Source organism: Rhodocytophaga rosea (assembly GCF_010119975.1).
Lineage (GTDB): Bacteria > Bacteroidota > Bacteroidia > Cytophagales > 172606-1 > Rhodocytophaga > Rhodocytophaga rosea.
Window position 1 is genome coordinate 5,374,102 of the sequence record NZ_CP048222.1, and the last position, 17,393, is coordinate 5,391,494.

Consider the following 17,393-nt stretch of genomic DNA (forward strand, 5'->3'; position numbering starts at 1 on the left):
TCTTTTATTTTGTTATTATATTTTTGAGCTTACTGCAATAAAGACTAATAGGAATTAACATAAACGGAAACAGTAAAAACACCATGATTAAATCTAAAACTGTTTCCATCCAAGTAGCTTGGTAAAAAAGTAAACTACAAACCATACTAAAAAATATAGTGGATAATATTAAAATAGCAGTGTTTAAGAATAAGTGTCTGCGTTTAGCCTTTTTTAGAATTCTCTCAATTATTACTCCACTTAATATACTCGCTAATCCACTAGATAATATATCTGAAGACATACGTTGGAATAATATTAGGCCTGCATACATCGAAACAAGCTGCTTATTAGTTGTTATTCCAATTTGTGCTAATCTTGCTGTTTCTTCCATATTTAATAATGAAGAAACAATGATATTGATGGCTGGCAGACTGAATAAACCCAGAAATAAAGGTATGCCTAAATATATTAATGAGTATTTTAAATATTTTCTGTTCAATCCTTTATTATTTACAGCTCAATGCATTATTTACTCTACCCAACTATTTTATTAGGCAATCTACTAGTGTTTTAGCAATTTAATTTTAGTTATTAATTTTGAGGATAAACTTTTTATTCTCATGGCACGGATCGCTACTAAAGTAAGTTTGTCAGAATCAGAAAAAACCGAACTGAGCTCAATTATAAAAAAAGGAACGCACAAGAGTCGCAAAATAACTCGTGCAAGAGCCTTATTATTAATGAATTCAGGTAAATCAAGGATTGAAGTTCAATCAGAATTAGGCATCGACAGTAACCATTATTATCGCATTAAAAAGCGATACTTTGCCGGAGGGCTATCTAATGCTTTGGAAGAACGCCCCAGAAGTGGTCAACCCCCTATCGTTACACAACGCTTGGAAGCACAGATTACCAGTATGGCTTGTAGTGAGTCGCCTGCCGGCTCTGCCCGTTGGACTTTATCCTTATTGAACCAAAAAATGGTTGAACTTAACTATGTTGAAACTATATCCAATGAATCCATCCGGCAAGTTTTAAAAAAAGCAGGCTTAAGCCTTGGTTAAAGCAAATGTGGTGCATTGGTATCATCAATGGCGAATATGTTGCCACTATGGAAGATGTTTTAGATTTGTACGCTCAACCTCAAGAGGAAGGGATTGTCCGTTTATGCTTTGATGAACGTCCTTGTCAACTTATTGACCATGTGTTGACACCCATTCCGGCTAAAGCTAATTGCACACAAAAACAACATCAGGAATACCTAAGAAATGGCGTTTGTAATGTGCTACTGGCTTACAATATGGATACCGGGCAACGGCATATAAAGGTTACCACCACAAAAACTAAAGCTGATTATAGCCACTTTATGCAGTGGGTGGTCAAAGAACATTATCCAACTGAAACTAAAATCAAACTTGTTCAGGATAATTATCAAACCCATTCCTATGGGGCATTTTATGAAAATTTACCCTTCGAAGAGGCCCGGCAACTCAAAAATAAGCTGGAATTCCATTTTACACCTAAACACGGCTCGTGGTTAAACATGGCAGAAATGGAATTTTCATCCCTTGCACGCCAGTGCTTAGACAGACGAATCGCAAATCAGGAAATACTTGAATCCGAGACTCTTATTTGGCAAAAGAATCGAAATCTAAAAGCGGTAAAAGTCAACTGGTCGTTTACAACTGAGAAAGCTCGTGTAAAACTAAAAAACAGATACATAGAAATTAGCAAAATTAATACATGAAATTAAATTGCTAGAACACTAGACTGAAATACTTGTCTTAAAGTCCGGCTCAACAATCGCATAAGGGTTTGAAAAGCAATCAAATCTTTGTTCCATTCTACTCTGATAGCATAGCCGATACAATCAAGACCATACCTGAAAAAACTATTAGCTTTGTAACCGTGTTTCTTTTTTGGTATGGCTTTAATTTTTTGATGACAATACAAGCCATAAGTTAAACAAAAGCCATAGGCAATGCTTACCAGACCGATCAATTTTTTGAGTTTGTCTGTAAGCTTCAAGTGAGTAGACTCCAAATCAAAGCCTCTTCCTTTCATATTCTGAAATAAGGTTTCAATGGTCCATCTTTTTCTATAGAGTTGTCCAAGCAGACCTACCTTAACTGTACCTAATAAAAACAGAATGTCTCCACTTCTGAGTTTCTTTATATATACATTAGCCCAGACACCATCTACCAGACAATCGGCTAAAGACAATTCGCTAGCTTTAGTAAGCAACTCTTCTACCCGGTGCTGTCTGCCATCCAGGCGTGTGATCAGATGATGTTTGGGCACACAGATGCAGAATAGAATACCATGGCTCTTCAAGTAAGAAAGCCAGTTGTGGCCAATAAATTCTCTGTCAGCCACTACCATACCGATGCGTTCTTTGCCTACTAAAGCAATGCATTGACTAAGGAAGGCTTTCCTATCATCTGTAGCCGAATTACCACTTTCATTCTCCAATAACTGCCAATACAGCGGCACATGCAGCACTCCACTTGTGGCAACTACCATCAATATATTGACTTGGCACTGACCAAAATCCCATTCCGTTCGATCTATACACAAGCTAATCTTTCCTTGAGGCAGAAAGCATAACAGCAAGCAGGCTAAGGCTTGATAATCCAAGTCTACTTCCCGAAAGAAATCCTGTATCCTTACCTGATTACAACTTATTTTGGCTTCATCATTGAGATAATGAGCCAGATGAGAAAACTGTACCTTTCTGCTCTGAATCAAAGCCAGCACAAAGCTGGTAATAAATTTCTTGCGGGCTAAGTTTTTAACGATTGCTACTTTGTCCAAAACTTGTTTAACTTCGTTGGTGAAGTATTGCTTCATAGGGAATGTGTTTTTTGTAGTTTGGTCACCACAAAATTCCACTTCCCTTTTTTATTTTCATAATAGTAGCTTTTTAGTTGGGTAGAGTATGCATTATTACTACATTTTAATAAAAGTTTTAGTAGTAATATGTTTATTATCGGCAATCTGCACATAATAGGTACCTTGCGCCAGGTGGCTTACCATCAGTTCAGTTTTGCTGCCATTATTACCAGAAATCGTTTTTTCTGCTACTTTTATCCCTACTGCATTAAATATTGAAATGATTACTTCCTGGGAAGGAGTGGCTGCCTGATATTCTACAAATACTTTCTCTGTGGCAGGATTGGGATATACCTGGATATGCATCCGAACTTCCGGTTCATTTTCTGCAGTTAGTGACACCTGCACGGATGTATTATTGCAACTATTAATAGTCACTTGTACAGCGTAAATGCCAGTTTCTTTCACTTCATATTGCTGGCTGGTAGCCCCTTCTATGATTTCACCATTTTTTATCCACTGGTTTCCGGCTTTGCTGCTGGAGGTGAGAACAAAAGAACCAGTTTCAGAACCTTGTTGGGTAATTGTAGGCTTGGCTGGTTTTACACAGAATTTTTGCTCCTGCGATGCTACCGGAAGAAAGCTATCATTTCCGGTTTGGAAAGCTTGTATAGTTACCTCTCCGGCGCCCGTCAGCATCAGGCTGTTTCCGGATATAACAGCCGGGCCAGAAACCACCTTGAAAGTAACAGGTAAGGCAGAAGATGCCTTTGCTGACAGTTTGATGGGTTCATCACCAAAAGTAGGTTCTGTTATGGAAGTAAATACAATGGATTGTTCGGCTTTAGGAGCCGACTTTACCAGGATAGTTTGCTCCACAGCAGCAGTTTCAAATACAGCATTGCCCCTTTGGGAAGCTTGTACCATTACTTGTCCGGCACCTGTAAAAGAAAGCACATTCCCCTGAAGTTTTGCCGGACCTGATACAATGCTTAATTCAACCGGCAAGCCAGATGTTGCAGAAGCCTGCAAAGTAATCGTATTTTTTTCAGATACCGTTCCGGATACAGCTGCGAAACTGATTGCCTGACTGGCTTTGGCTACTACAAAACGTTGTTCTACTGGTTCAGCCGCAGCAAAATTTGTATTTCCGGTTTGTATAGCTCTCACGATTACCTGTCCGACGCCGGTTGTTTGTAAGGTAGTACCAGAAACTGTAGCCGGACCAGTAACTACCTGGTAATTTACTGGTAAAGCCGAGCTGGAAACCGCTTTTAAAATGATTTCATCCCCATATTTTGTATCTTCTAATTTTTCGAATGTCAGTGTCTGTTTTGCTTTCAGAATTTTTAAGATGCTGGCAGCAGAACCTTCGTAGTTTTCATCTTCAATACTACCGACAACGGCGTATGTTCCGGCTTGTACAGGGCTTTCGGCTTTGCTTCCATATATGGTTCGCAATGTTAATCCGGAAGGTATAGTTGTAGCAGAAGCAGTTTTTGCAGACCCATCGTATATGTAGATGAGGTTACTGATAATAACAGTTGCCTGTGCTTTGTTGATGACAAGTATTCCTGTAGTGGTGCCACTATAGTTAGCATCTGAAATAACAGCTTCTACTGTATAGGTACCTGCATTTACAGGTAATTCTGATGTGCCATTGTAAGTAATATCCACTGTTTTACCGGTCGGCAATGTGGTAGCACTTGCTTGTTTAGCTGAATTGCTGAATGTATGTGTTAAGCTGCTTAGCGATAGTTGGGCATTGGCTTTGTTAATAACCAGCGTACCGGAAATGCTGCCTTGATAAGCCGCTGTGTTTACTGTGGCTACTACTTTGTATGAACCTGCCTGTACCGGAGGAGTAAGCGAACCATTATATGTGACAGTTACTGGCAATGATGCTGGTGTTGTAACGACAGTCGCTTGTCTGGTGGTACCATTGTAAGTATGAGTCAGGTTTTCCAGGGCAAGCTGGGCAGTAGCTTTAATAGTGAAAGTACCTTCAGTGGCAAAAACAGAGCCTATAAAACTGTTGTCGATGGCTTGTACACTCCAGTAGTAAGTTCCGGCAGGCAGGTTATTAAGAATAAAACTATTCCTCTGTCCGCTATTTCCCTGACCCATAAGTCTTCGCTGACCGGTATTAACGGAAGACAGGCATGAAACAATTTGTGCTCCTCCGCTGGTGGTTCCTACTCTCACATTGTAGGTAAGTCCGTTTTGTGGTGTTTGGTTATCAGTTGCTTTGTTCCAGGTAAGAGTTACCGTATTGTCTTGTAAACTGGCATTCAGTTGGGTAGGTGGAGAGGCTTTGGTATTTAGTGAATTACTATTGTTGCGGAAAAGTTTTGTAATAGTATTGTTATTGTTTGCCCCGGAAACCAGAATATCCAGATCTTTATCATTGTCATAATCGCCCCAGGAAATGGCTATATTGGTAAGGGTAGGCAGGTTAATAGTTTCTGTCTGGTTAAAAACCCCATTTGCATTTTTATAGATGAGGATTCCGGAAGTATTTCCACTTAAGATAAAATCCAGGTCACCATCATTGTCATAATCGCCCCAGGCAGCTTTGCCATGTTCTGCGGCAGGCAAACCAGCCTGGATGTTAGTGAATTTTCCTTGGGTATTGACATAGATAAATGTTCCATTGGTCCCCGTTATTAAAATATCCAGATCTCCATCCATATCATAATCGCCCCAGGCAACACTGCCGCCGGAATTGCCAGTTATGTTATCTGTCTGAATGGCTGAGAAAGTACCTGCTGTATTCTGATAGATGGTGGCAATATCTCCGGAAGTGCTGGTGCCGGTCAGTAAAATATCCAGGTCACCATCGTTATCATAATCTCCCAGGGAAATAGAACCATTTGTTACATCCGTCAGACTGCTGGCTGCAGGCGTATAGATGCCATTTTCCAGGATGTAAATTCTGGTAATTGGTTCAGAGGGATCTGTGGTACCGGCCAGAAGTACATCCTGATCTCCATCATTATCAATGTCTGCCCAGACCGCCATCCCTGCAAAAATACCTGCCAGACCGGCATTGGCATCTGAGAAAATTCCGTTTATATTCTTATATATTCTGCTTATTCCCAATCCATCATTTGTGGTACCTGTTAGTAAAATATCCAGATCATTGTCGTTATCATAATCGCCCCATATAGCCGAACCTCCACTCACTCCAGGCAGATTAGCATTCAAGTCGGTAAATACGCCTGCATTATTGGTATAGATTTTCGTTACACTGATCTGGTTTTTGTCTTTGCCGGTAAGCAGGATATCCAGGTCATTATCATTGTCATAATCTCCCCAGGTTATATCTCCATTCTGTACATTCGCAAGTGCAGGGGTGGATACCGCACTAAAAGCAGAGATGATAAAAGTAAATACACCTGTGCTGGTAGCAGTACCGGCAGGAGCTGTAACAGATATTTTTCCTGATGGCGTTGAACCGGGGACAACCGCAGTAATCTGAGTTGATGAGTTAATGGTGAAAGAAGCAGATACCTTGCTGAATTTCACTGCCGTTACATCTAAAAAATTGGTTCCGGTGATGATGACTTCAGAACCTGCCACTGCACTAGATGGAGTAAAAGCCGTAATGGTAGGAGGCGTAAAATTCACACAAGATACGCTGGCTACCCATCCATTATAAATTACACTATTATCAGTTGTAAATTGTAAGGTCAGTTTTCCGCTGGCATGAGTAGATACAATGACTGGCGGAAGAGTATTTCCACTATAGGTTCCTATCAAAGCAGCACTTGTAGAAGGGCCATTGTAAATTTTTAATACATCCTGGTTCTGTTCGGTAGAAAAGCTGGAAAAACTGATGCGTATTTTATGTCCTGCGGTTGAAGGAGCAAGAGTCATGGTTACATTCAGAGAATTGCCATATCTACCTGACCCACCTGGGTCAAGTAGGGTACCCTGACAAAGTGTAAGGGATGTATTGCTCATCGATATAGGTAAACTTCCGATAATAGCACTGGCTGTATTGCTATAAAGGGAAAATAAAGCGTTTTTTTCTGCTCTTACCCGGTAATAATAAGCAACATCTGTAGGCAAATTGGTATTTTGAAAAGAAGTGGCATTGGCTTCTACCGTAGCGATAGGAACAAACCCAGTAGTAGCCATGGTCGAACGTTCGATGCTGAAGCCGGTTTCATTATTTGAATTATCTGTCCAGCTTAAGTTGATTTGTGTACCCGAAATGGCAGTAGCGGTAAGGTTGGAAGGGGTAGCTGGAACTTCTACGCAGGTAATATTTGCCTGCCAGCCTGATCCGGTCACCACGCCATCTGAAGTGAAACGGAAAGTTAATTGTCCTGAATCATTGGTAGCAGTAATTACGGGAGGAAGGGTGTTACCGCTATAGGTTCCTAACAAGGGTGCACTGGTAGAAGCGCCATCATAAACTTTTAAATAATCATACCCGCCTTCTGTAGAAAAAGCAGTAAAGTTTACCTGGATTTTGTTGCCTGCTGCTGCCGGAGTAAAGGTTGTTACTAACAACTGATTATTGCTATATTCTTCCAGGCCACCGGCATCCATAAAAGTAGCCTGGCAAGTTACAATCGTCGCATTCGACATAATTACCGGACCCTTACCTACTGAGGCATTGGCCGTATTACTGAATACAGAACGGGTGTTTCCATTCAAGGTAGCTATTCTGTAATAATATACGGCATCCGTAGGCAGATTGGTATTCTGAAAAGAAGTGGCATTGGCTTCTACCGTAGCGATAGGAACAAATCCGGTAGTAGCCATGGTCGAACGTTCGATGCTGAAGCCGGTTTCATTATTTGAATTATCTGTCCAGCTTAAGTTGATTTGTGTACCCGAAATGGCGGTAGCGGTAAGATTGGAAGGGGCAGATTGTATATCATATACACCCACTGCAAACCAGGCATTGGCTGTTTGAATGGCTTCTTTAGAATTAGCTCCATATAAATCGATGGCCGCCTGGATAGAGAAGACCCTGGTATCTGCATATTTTGAATTGGCAGTGAGGTATATACTTTCGGTACGGAAGGCAATTTTTGCTGCTTTGTCTATTCCTATTCCAGTCACAGTATAGGAATCTCCATTATCGTTCATTCCACTTTTTCCTATGGACAGGATATAAAACCAATGGTTCAATACACCACTATTGATATGAACACCGCCATTATCGCCACTACCAGAATACCAGTATTGTCCTAAATAGGTATCCGGATGTTCGAATATGTTAGGATTGCTCATCGAACGGATTGTATAATTGATGTCTTCTCCAATGCTCCACATATCTTTTTCAGGTGCAGCATACTGTTCTACCATAGCCCCCCAAATGTCACTGAAAGCTTCATTTAAGGCACCTGATTCATTGGCATAAACCAGATTAGCCGTATGCTGGCAAAGGGCATGTCCGATTTCGTGGGCAGTTATATCCAGGGAAGTGAATGGCTGAACAATAATATTACCCATCGTGCCTCCATCGCCATAAGTCATCACTGAACCGTTCCAGAATGCATTGCTGTAATTGCTGCTATAGTGAACATAATTTTTGATTTTAGCTCCATTCCCATCAAAGCTATTCCGGTTGTGTACTGTGTTGAAGTAATCATATGTCATCATAGCACCCCAGTGTGCATCTAAGGCTGCATTGTCTTTTGTAGCGTTATCGAATTCAGCAGCAGTCCAGTTATTGTCAGTATCGGTAACATCAGAAGCAATAGTGTAATCAGTACCATTTTTCATAGTATAGGTTTCTATACCTAAACCTCTTGAAAAATCCCGCAGACGGTAGCTGTTTCCATTTTTTTCAGTACCTATCGTACGGTTACCGCTGTATCTGGTAGCAGCTGTACCAGTAGCATGTTTAATAATAGCATCCTTGTGAATTACTTTGCCGGTCTGGGCATCAACATAAATAAAGGCACGACTCAATGGTTCAGTGGCAAAAATATCGAATTTGTAAGCTAGGGCCATTTCGTCGGCTGCTCTTCGACCCTCTGATAGAAAAACTTTGCAAATCACCAGTTCACCTTTTGGCGCTTTATCAGCAGTTTGCCAGGCATATTTATTGGCATGTACAAATTGTAAGGCTTTTTGAAAGGCTTGCTGCTCAGACAGTGCAGGCGTGGTGTTAATTTCTGATAGTGTATATTGCTCACCGGAAATAAATGCAGGGGTACCATTTTTTACATGCAGGTTGTATATCCCATATTCTACCGGAATGCCTTTATAATATTGTTGAAAGCGGTTATGGCTGAATCCAGATGGATCAGCTTGTACACCTAATGGCTGGAAAGTATGGGATTGGCTCAGTTGCAGATATTCCCGCAGTAATTCCTGGGCAGGTTTTGTGCCCAAGGCTTGTACTTTTGCCGGTAATTGTATAAAAATAGATTTTCCGTTTATTTCTGGCTGACTTTCTTGTTGGCTGTATGCAGTAAAGGTAAAAAGAGACAAAAAAATAAATAAAGCAGAGGAAAATTTCAGAATAATGGAAGATCGCAAACATGCAACAAAAACAGGCTTGTAAGAAATCTTCATTATTTTAATATTTTATATTGTGTGAGCGTATATCCAATTTTTACACAACAGGTAAGTTATATTAAAGATAAGTGTCTGATTATGAAAGAAATAATTATTTGTTAACTGAGCGTTATCCTTCTTTATTACACGACTTGATTTGGAAAAGACGTTCAAAAGGTAGCAGTATAAGTTTGTAAGAAATGAATGATTGTCCGTCTGTTATTGGACTTTGAGAGTGGAGAAAATATTTTTACAAATTCAATGTTTGAAATTAATACCATTAAAAAGTGTAAGCTACTCCCTAAAAACATGCGGATTTCTCTGCTTCAATTACCTTCAATTAGACCATTGTTAACTACCTTTGCGGCATGAATTATTTATCAGCAGAATCGGTTTCCAAAAGTTTCAGTGACAAGTGGTTGTTCAAAAATGTTTCTATCGGAATCAGTAAAGGAGAAAGAGTGGCCCTGGTAGGCATTAATGGCTCAGGCAAAAGCACCTTACTTAATATCCTGGCTGGCACATTGCTTCCGGATGAGGGAAAAGTAAGCACCCGCAAAGAAATTACGGTCGGTTATTTAGGACAGCATCCACAGTTTGAAGAAGAAAAAACGGTACTGGATACTTTGTTCTCGTCAAAGAATCCAGCCCTGGAAGCCGTAAAACTGTATGAGCAAGCCTTGGAGGGAACGGCTAACATTGATGAAGCGATTGAGAAAATGGATGCCATGAAAGCCTGGGATTATGAGTCGAAAATCAAACAAATCATGGGCAAGCTGGGTATTCATGACCTGGATAAACCTGTAAAATACCTGTCTGGTGGACAACGAAAAAGAGTAGCCATGGCCCGTGTGTTGATCGAACAGCCAGATCTGCTGATTATGGATGAGCCCACCAACCACCTTGATTTAGAAACTATTGAATGGCTGGAAAACCTGATTGCTACCCAGCAGCAGACTCTCTTACTGGTTACGCACGACCGCTATTTCCTCGATAGAGTAGCCAATGAAATTGTGGAAATCACAAATGGCCAATTATATCGGTATAAAGGCAATTATAGTTATTTCCTGGAGAAAAAAGCTGAACGTGAACTTGCCCAGGAAGCTGAAACTGATAAAGCTAAAAATCTGATGCGGAAAGAGCTGGAATGGATGCGCCGCCAGCCCAAAGCCAGAGGCACCAAATCCAAATCCAGAATTGATGCTTTTTATGACCTGAAAGATAAAGCCAGCCGCCAGAATACCAATGCGACCATGGAACTGAGTGTGAAAACTACCCGGCAGGGAGGCAAAATTATAGAGGTCGAAAAGCTTAATAAATCTTTTGGCAACCAGCCACTGGTGAAAGATTTTTCTTATGTATTCAAAAAACTGGATAAAATCGGTATTATTGGAAAGAATGGAGTGGGTAAAACTACTTTCCTGAATATGCTTACTGGTAAATTGCAGCCTGATTCAGGTTCTATTGATGCTGGCTCTACGACTACATTTGGCTATTATACCCAGGATGACTTTCAATTCCGGGAGGATCAGCGGGTGATTGATGTGGTACTGGAAATCGCTGAAGTAGTAAGTTTAGCCAATGGACAAACGGTAACCGCTTCTCAATTTTTACAGTATTTTCAGTTCAACGGACCCATGCAATATAGTTTTGTATCGAAGCTGAGTGGAGGAGAAAAACGCCGCTTACAACTGCTAAAAGTGCTGATAAAAAATCCCAATTTCCTGATCCTCGATGAACCGACCAATGACCTCGATATTGTTACCCTGAATATTTTAGAGGATTTTCTGCAAAATTTCCCTGGTTGTCTGCTCATTGTAAGCCACGACCGTTACTTTATGGATCAGCTGGTAGAACACTTATTTGTGTTTGAAGGCGAAGGAAAAATTCGTGACTTTCCGGGTAATTATACTGATTACCGGGAATGGCTGGAGGAAGAAAAAGGACAGAAAGAATCACCTCTTGCCAAAAATGCCCCAGTTCATCCTGTAACCAAACAGGAAATAGCGTCTCCATCTGGGAAACGGAAAATTTCTTTTAAGGAAAAACAGGAATATGAGCAACTGGAAAAAGAGATAGATGCCTTAGAGACGGAAAAAAAGAAATTGATTATTAAGTTAAACGCAGGTTCAGCCAATCACCAGGAGTTAAGCCAGTGGGCTTCGCATATTGAGGAAATAGACCGGAAGTTAGCTGTAAAATCGGACCGCTGGCTAGAGTTGGGGGAGAGGATGTAAATCAAAAATCATCAAATATTTTTATCCAAGAAAATATTTGATGATTTTTTCTGTATTTGCCAAGGAGAGTTTACTTACTCTCTTTCAGCGTTTCGTAGTAGCTCTGTAGGGTTAAGGCCCGTTCTTTGACTAGTTCTACTTGTCTTTCAACAGCAGTGATTCTCCACATGGTGCCTTCCATATTATAATACATTTCCCCTGAAAAGGCATTTTCCGTATCGCGGTATTCAATCCATTTTCGTTGCGCCTGTTGAAGTTTTGTTTTTTCTGCAGCACTCAGCACACCCATGAGTAACTTATAATATTTGTTTAACTCTTTGTCCCATTCGTCTCTCGCTTTTCCTGCACATTCCATCATACCCATTGTGGTCTGTCCTTCTTCTTTTTCCAGGCAGTCAGCAAACCGCTTCTCAATGGGGTGAGTATCATTTGAAGAACTTTCTGATGTTTGCCCGAAGGTCAGGGTTGCTACACCTAACAGCACAACTGTTGAGAAAAGACATTTCATGAGGCTTGCAGGATGGATTACAAATAGAGCTAATTTTCTGTTTCAACCTATTAATGTACATCCGAACTATCCGCTTTTGCAGGCGCAGAAACTGTGATAACTTCTGGCTGAGGGTATAAAATGCAGTGCATTTCTTTGAGATGGCTCAGGCTGTGATTGGCTATATTACTTAGTACAATAATGGTGCTCTGGTCTTTGCGGTTGCGCATCAGATAGGTTTTAAACCCATGCCACCAGCCCCCATGATATACTACTGTTTCTCCGCAATCCAGTGTTTTCAGGCGCCAGCCAAAGCCATAGTTTTCTTTTTTCATTTCCTTGTTGGCTGCTGTAAAAGCCAGTTCCAGGGTAGTAGGTTTTACCAGGGTAGAGCCATACAAGGCCCGGTCCCACTTATATAAGTCTTCTACGGTAGAATAGACACCTTTATCACCAGTAGCTCCATTCAAATAGCTGTTTTCTATCTTGCGGCGGCCGGCTGAATAGCCAGTAGTGCGGTTAGGTATGCTCTCCCAATTGGTTCCCGTTGAAATATAAGTACGGTTCATGCCCAAAGGTCCAAATACTTCTTTCTGCATGAATATATCGAAAGCCAGGCCGGATACTTTTTCTACAATAGCAGCCAGTACACTATAACCAGTATTGCTGTAATTATATCTTTTGTCAGGCAGATAATAGGGCTTGGGCTGATGTTTAGCCATCATCTTAATTACTTCCTGGTTGTTGAGAAACTGCTTGCGGTCAGGCCAGAAATCACCGCTGAAATAGGTGTAATCAGGCAATCCTGATCGGTGCGTAAGTAAGTGGCGTACCGTAATGCCTTTGTAGGGAAATTCCGGATAAAATTTAGTTACTTCATCATCATAACTCAATTTTCCTTTTTCCTGGAGTATCATTACCGCCATGGCAGTGAATTGTTTGGAAACCGAAGCTAATTGAAAAGTAGATTGTGGTGTAAGTGTATCTTTGGTTTTAAAATCTCCGTACCCAAAAGCTCCTTTGTAAATAACCTGCCCATGCTGTGCGACCAGTACGGTTCCATTGAATCCTCGTTTTTTATGCAACGACGTGAAAAAAGTATCCAGTTGATACGCTTTACTGGCAGCTTCTACCGGATTGTGCAACCGGCGTATGCTATCGTTAATAATGTCCAGGCTATCTGTAGGAACGGCTACATGGTGGCCGGAGCGGGATTGTGTACAGGAATGAAAGATATTACCTGAGAGCAGGATGCACAGAAAATAAACAACCAGATTACGCTTAGCAAGTGTCACTGTAAAATAATTTAAATAGCTGATGAAATTGGTATTCTAAAAATACAAAAAAATAGAAAGCATTTTTCAGCCTGGTAAGCTGCTTCAATGGAAATATGCCGGACAACTATGTAACAATTATAAGGAAAAAATAATAAAAACAAGCCTTCTCTTAAAAATTACGCCTAAGCTGACAGTATAATTTTTCAATTATATGTGCACTTATTAAGAGGTCTGTTACCAGCTTTATATATGCTTCACTGTAGCTAAACCAAAATAGTACAACATTGCCGGCGGGTAAGACTACGAAACAAGCTAAATTAAGCTATATACAAAATGCTTTTTACAAAAATGAAATTCTTATTGGCAGGGCAAGCATTTCTTGTATTGTTCTCATCTGGCAACAAAGCTGACTTTGTAAGTAAAAGTCCGGATTTGCTGACAATACAGCCCTTCAACGGGTAGTATTGCCCTTTAGTATATGATAATAGTGGTAGAAAACAGGAATTAACTTTTCTTTACGCATATAAAAGCATCTGATTCTACAAAAATGGAGCGAGTCGTTATAAACGGTTATTATTAGATTTTATTCTCATTCTTCCTCAGGTTTCTGTTCCATACAAATCAACGCCTCTCTTTCCATATTGAAAGAAAATCACTTAATTGTGCAATGCTTGCTACTCATCAATATTGGTCCATATATAAGACTATCCGGCCTGTTATGATCCTATGTGCAATTCTTTGTATAACAAAGGTGAGTTTTGGGCAAACGCAGAAAAGAAAGATGCCTGTTGAATATGTGAATCCACTGATTGGTACAGCTCCCAGTTCTACAGAAAGTACACGCATGCATAGTGAAGCTGGTTCGGAGTTAAAAGGACAAACCTATCCGGCGGTTGGCGTACCTCATGGCATGACGCACTGGACACCACAAACGCATGCCACAGAGAATAAATGTATTTCGCCGTATTACTACCAGGATACAAAAATCCAGGGTTTCCGGGGGAGCCACTGGATGAGTGGTTCCTGTACGCAGGATTATGGCAGTGTTACTCTGATGCCTATGTCAGCCAACTTACGGACAGATGTACATGCCCGTGCTTCCACTTTTGATCATAGTAAAGAAAAAGCCACTCCAGCGTATTATTCTGTACAACTCGATACCTATAACATTCTGGCTGAACTTACTGCTGTTTCACATGCAGCTATGCTCCGGTTTACCTACAACCAGGAAAGCGAGCCATTTGTAGTAATAGAGCCCAATAGCGATGAAGGCGAGGGTTTTATTGAAATTAATGCGGAAAAAAATGAGATTACCGGCTATAATCCTGTTCACCGCATTTACCAGGGCTGGAGTAAACCTGCCGGATTCAGCGGCTATTTTGTAGCCGTATTTGATCATCCTTTTGCAGCTTATGGCACCTGGAACGCCAAAGATAGCCTGCATCCTGGCGTTCGTCTGGCTCAGGGAAATAAAAGTCCTGTCGGAGCATTCGTGCGTTTTCCTACAGAAAAAGGCTTAGTAGTACAGGTAAAAATCGGCCATTCGTTTACCAGTCTGGAGCAGGCCCGTAAAAATCTGTTGGCCAGTATCCGAGGATGGGATTTTGAAAGGGTACAACAGGCAGCAGAACAGGAGTGGAATGAAGCACTCGAAAAAGTGCAGGTGAAAGGCGGTTCGGAAGCAGATAAAGTCATGTTTTATACAGCCTTGTATCATACCAAAATATTGCCCAGGGTATTCAGCGATATCGATGGAACATATACTGGTTTTGCCGATGATGATTTGTTACATATCTCAAGAAGTTTTGATTATTATGAGGATTTTTCATTATGGGATACCTACCGGGCTGTACATCCCCTGCTCACATTACTTGAGCCCAGGCGTACTTCCCACATGGTGAACTCATTAATAAAAAAAGCAGAACAAGGGAGCTGGCTTCCCATTTTTCCCTGCTGGAACAATTATACCGCTGCCATGATAGGCGACCATGCCACAGCGATGATAGGAGATGCCATGATGAAAGGAATCGGAGGATTTGATACAAAAATCGCTTACCGGGCTATGCGTAAAAATGCCTTTCAGGTAAATACCAACCGGCAATCTTATCAGGAGGGAAAAGGCCGCCGGGGATTGGATTCGTATCTGAAATATGGATATATCCCATTGGAAGATTCGGTGCCAGATGCTTTTCATAAACGGGAACAGGTTTCCCGTACCCTGGAATATGCCTATGATGATTTTGTATTGGCACAGGTGGCAAAGAAACTGAATGAAAAGGAAGATTACGAGGCGCTCATCAAACGGGCCAAAAATTACCAACATGTATTCGATACCACTACCGGATATGTTCGGGGCCGGTATGCAGATGGCCGATGGATTGAACCTTTTGATCCCTTTGCTGCCAGAGCCTCTTTTATTACGGAGGGTTCACCTTTCCAGTATACCTGGTATGTGCCGCAGGATGTACAAGGATTGATGCAACTCATGGGTGGGAAAGAGAAGTTTATTCGTAGACTTGATACTTTATTTGAAAAACGCTATTACTGGCATGGCAACGAACCTGGTCACCAAACGGTGTATCTGTATGCCTATGCCGGTGTGCCCTGGAAAACGCAAATGCGGGTTCGTGATATTATCCGGGAAGAATACTCTACAGAACCAGGTGGCCTGAGTGGCAACGAAGATTGCGGACAAATGTCAGCCTGGCTGGTATTCAGTATGATGGGGTTTTATCCTGTATGTCCCGGAAAGCCGTATTATGTGCTGGGCAGCCCAATGTTTGAAGAAATCAGTATTTCAGTTTCCGGGAACAGAAAGTTTACTATACGCGCGAAAGGAAGTTCAGATACGAACCGCTATATACAAGCTGCCAGACTAAACGGACAACCTTTCACCCATACTTATCTATGGCACCAGGAAATTACAAAAGGCGGTGAACTGGTATTAGAGATGGGTAATCAACCTAATCAAAACTGGGGAAGTACAGAAGCAGATATGCCGCCCTCATTGAAAAACGAAATCTCAAACTGAATTCACTTACATAAAATTCAGCTTATGTTTAAAGTACGTCTGGATCAGGATGGCAAATTTCTGGTTATCTGGTACCCGTACTCTGGCTTGCATGACCTGGGAGGCTGGTAGGCTTTTGATCTTGTTAAACAGCGTTACATAATAGACATACGCCAGATATACGCCCCATTTAGCTCCTTTCGGCAACCGGATAATGCCTTCATAGGCGGCATCAAAATCATTCTGAATATCCTGTTCAATGGCAGCTTTGGCATCTCCGTTAAACGCTGTAAAATTAACGCCAGGAAAATAGATACGTCCCCGTTCAAAATAATCGCTTTTAATATCCCTTAGGAAATTTACTTTCTGGAAAGCAGCCCCCAGGCGTCGGGCAGGTTCCTTCAAGCGTTCAAACATTTCTTTATCACCTTCACAAAATACCCTTAGGCACATCAAACCCACCACTTCTGCCGAACCGTAAATATATTCCTCATACCCGCCTTCATTGTATTCATTAAAATACAAGTCCATTTCCATACTTTTTAAGAAAGCTTCTATCAATTCATGCTCAATCTCATATTGCCGTACTACGAGTTGAAAAGAATTTAGAATAGGGTTCAGGCTGATACCATCCTGAATGGCTTTGTAGGTGTCTTTTTTAAAATTATCCAGTAATTCCTTTTTGTTGAAATCATGAAACGTATCTACAATCTCATCGGCATAGCGCACAAAACCATATACGGCGTAAATGGGCATATGAAATTTACGTTCCAGGGTGCGGATACCCAGCGTGAATGAAGTGCTATAGTGCTGGGTAATAAGCTGGCTACACTTAAAGGCAGTGTCGTTGTACAGTTGTAATGACATTGGTTACAGGTTGTGAAGTACAGGGGATATTTACTGAAACTTAAGTTTTTGCCTTTTGTTTGAAGTTCTGGCTGAAATATGATGAAAAGTGTATTTTTTTTGATTTTATTCTACAATGTATTAGAACAAAACCTTTAAACAAGACATCGCCTGTTTAGTATATATTATTCATTATA

General features: G+C 41.0%; 10 protein-coding genes. 4 read left to right on the forward strand and 6 right to left on the reverse strand.

Annotated elements, in window-relative coordinates; genetic code table 11:
• Positions 1 to 4 precede the first annotated feature (4 nt).
• The gene (locus tag GXP67_RS22315; RefSeq protein ID WP_162445164.1) at positions 5 to 373 is read right to left on the reverse strand and encodes a hypothetical protein; all 369 of its coding nucleotides are present in this window, start codon (positions 371 to 373) and stop codon (positions 5 to 7) included.
• Between the two features lie 229 nt (positions 374 to 602).
• Here GXP67_RS22315 and GXP67_RS22320 point away from each other — a divergent pair, with 229 nt between their 5' ends.
• Together GXP67_RS22320 and GXP67_RS22325 are read left to right on the forward strand one after the other, a co-directional pair.
• Positions 603 to 1,046, forward strand: a complete 444-nt coding sequence (locus GXP67_RS22320; RefSeq protein ID WP_162443629.1) for a helix-turn-helix domain-containing protein — start codon at positions 603 to 605, stop codon at positions 1,044 to 1,046.
• Positions 1,047 to 1,051: 5 nt separating this feature from the next.
• Positions 1,052 to 1,729 (forward strand): IS630 family transposase, encoded by a 678-nt coding sequence (locus GXP67_RS22325; protein WP_162442409.1) that lies wholly within the window; start codon positions 1,052 to 1,054, stop codon positions 1,727 to 1,729.
• Between the two features lie 2 nt (positions 1,730 to 1,731).
• Here the strand turns inward: GXP67_RS22325 and GXP67_RS22330 are convergent, their stop codons facing one another.
• Positions 1,732 to 2,832 (reverse strand): transposase, encoded by a 1,101-nt coding sequence (locus GXP67_RS22330; protein WP_162445165.1) that lies wholly within the window; start codon positions 2,830 to 2,832, stop codon positions 1,732 to 1,734.
• Between the two features lie 99 nt (positions 2,833 to 2,931).
• Positions 2,932 to 9,273, reverse strand: coding sequence for an MBG domain-containing protein (locus tag GXP67_RS22335; protein WP_162445166.1), 6,342 nt, complete (start codon positions 9,271 to 9,273; stop codon positions 2,932 to 2,934).
• A 434-nt stretch (positions 9,274 to 9,707) separates the two neighbouring features.
• Between GXP67_RS22335 and GXP67_RS22340 the strand changes: the two genes are divergently transcribed.
• A complete protein-coding gene (locus GXP67_RS22340; protein ID WP_162445167.1) occupies positions 9,708 to 11,576 on the forward strand; it encodes an ABC-F family ATP-binding cassette domain-containing protein in 1,869 nt (622 codons plus the stop codon).
• A 70-nt stretch (positions 11,577 to 11,646) separates the two neighbouring features.
• Here the strand turns inward: GXP67_RS22340 and GXP67_RS22345 are convergent, their stop codons facing one another.
• Entirely contained in the window at positions 11,647 to 12,084 is a 438-nt protein-coding gene (locus GXP67_RS22345; protein ID WP_162445168.1) for a lysozyme inhibitor LprI family protein, read from the reverse strand.
• A 50-nt stretch (positions 12,085 to 12,134) separates the two neighbouring features.
• Positions 12,135 to 13,358, reverse strand: a complete 1,224-nt coding sequence (locus tag GXP67_RS22350; protein WP_162445169.1) for a serine hydrolase domain-containing protein — start codon at positions 13,356 to 13,358, stop codon at positions 12,135 to 12,137.
• A gap of 700 nt (positions 13,359 to 14,058) precedes the next feature.
• On the opposite strand from GXP67_RS22350, the gene GXP67_RS22355 reads away from it, so the two are divergent.
• On the forward strand, positions 14,059 to 16,371 hold the full coding sequence (locus GXP67_RS22355) for a GH92 family glycosyl hydrolase (RefSeq protein WP_162445170.1): 2,313 nt from the start codon (positions 14,059 to 14,061) through the stop codon (positions 16,369 to 16,371).
• Positions 16,372 to 16,377: 6 nt separating this feature from the next.
• On the opposite strand, the gene GXP67_RS22360 is transcribed toward GXP67_RS22355, so the two are convergent.
• Positions 16,378 to 17,217 (reverse strand): phytoene/squalene synthase family protein, encoded by an 840-nt coding sequence (locus GXP67_RS22360; RefSeq protein WP_162445171.1) that lies wholly within the window; start codon positions 17,215 to 17,217, stop codon positions 16,378 to 16,380.
• Positions 17,218 to 17,393 lie beyond the last annotated feature (176 nt).

What these genes read in the sequence shown, in the direction of transcription:
- GXP67_RS22315 (WP_162445164.1), bottom strand. Translation starts at nt 373, where the DNA reads ATGGAAGAAACAGCAAGATTAGCACAAATTGGAATAACAACTAATAAG.
- GXP67_RS22345 (WP_162445168.1), bottom strand. Translation starts at nt 12,084, where the DNA reads ATGAAATGTCTTTTCTCAACAGTTGTGCTGTTAGGTGTAGCAACCCTG.
- GXP67_RS22330 (WP_162445165.1), bottom strand. Translation starts at nt 2,832, where the DNA reads ATGAAGCAATACTTCACCAACGAAGTTAAACAAGTTTTGGACAAAGTA.
- GXP67_RS22355 (WP_162445170.1), top strand. Translation starts at nt 14,059, where the DNA reads ATGATCCTATGTGCAATTCTTTGTATAACAAAGGTGAGTTTTGGGCAA.
- GXP67_RS22360 (WP_162445171.1), bottom strand. Translation starts at nt 17,217, where the DNA reads ATGTCATTACAACTGTACAACGACACTGCCTTTAAGTGTAGCCAGCTT.
- GXP67_RS22325 (WP_162442409.1), top strand. Translation starts at nt 1,052, where the DNA reads ATGTGGTGCATTGGTATCATCAATGGCGAATATGTTGCCACTATGGAA.
- GXP67_RS22320 (WP_162443629.1), top strand. Translation starts at nt 603, where the DNA reads ATGGCACGGATCGCTACTAAAGTAAGTTTGTCAGAATCAGAAAAAACC.
- GXP67_RS22340 (WP_162445167.1), top strand. Translation starts at nt 9,708, where the DNA reads ATGAATTATTTATCAGCAGAATCGGTTTCCAAAAGTTTCAGTGACAAG.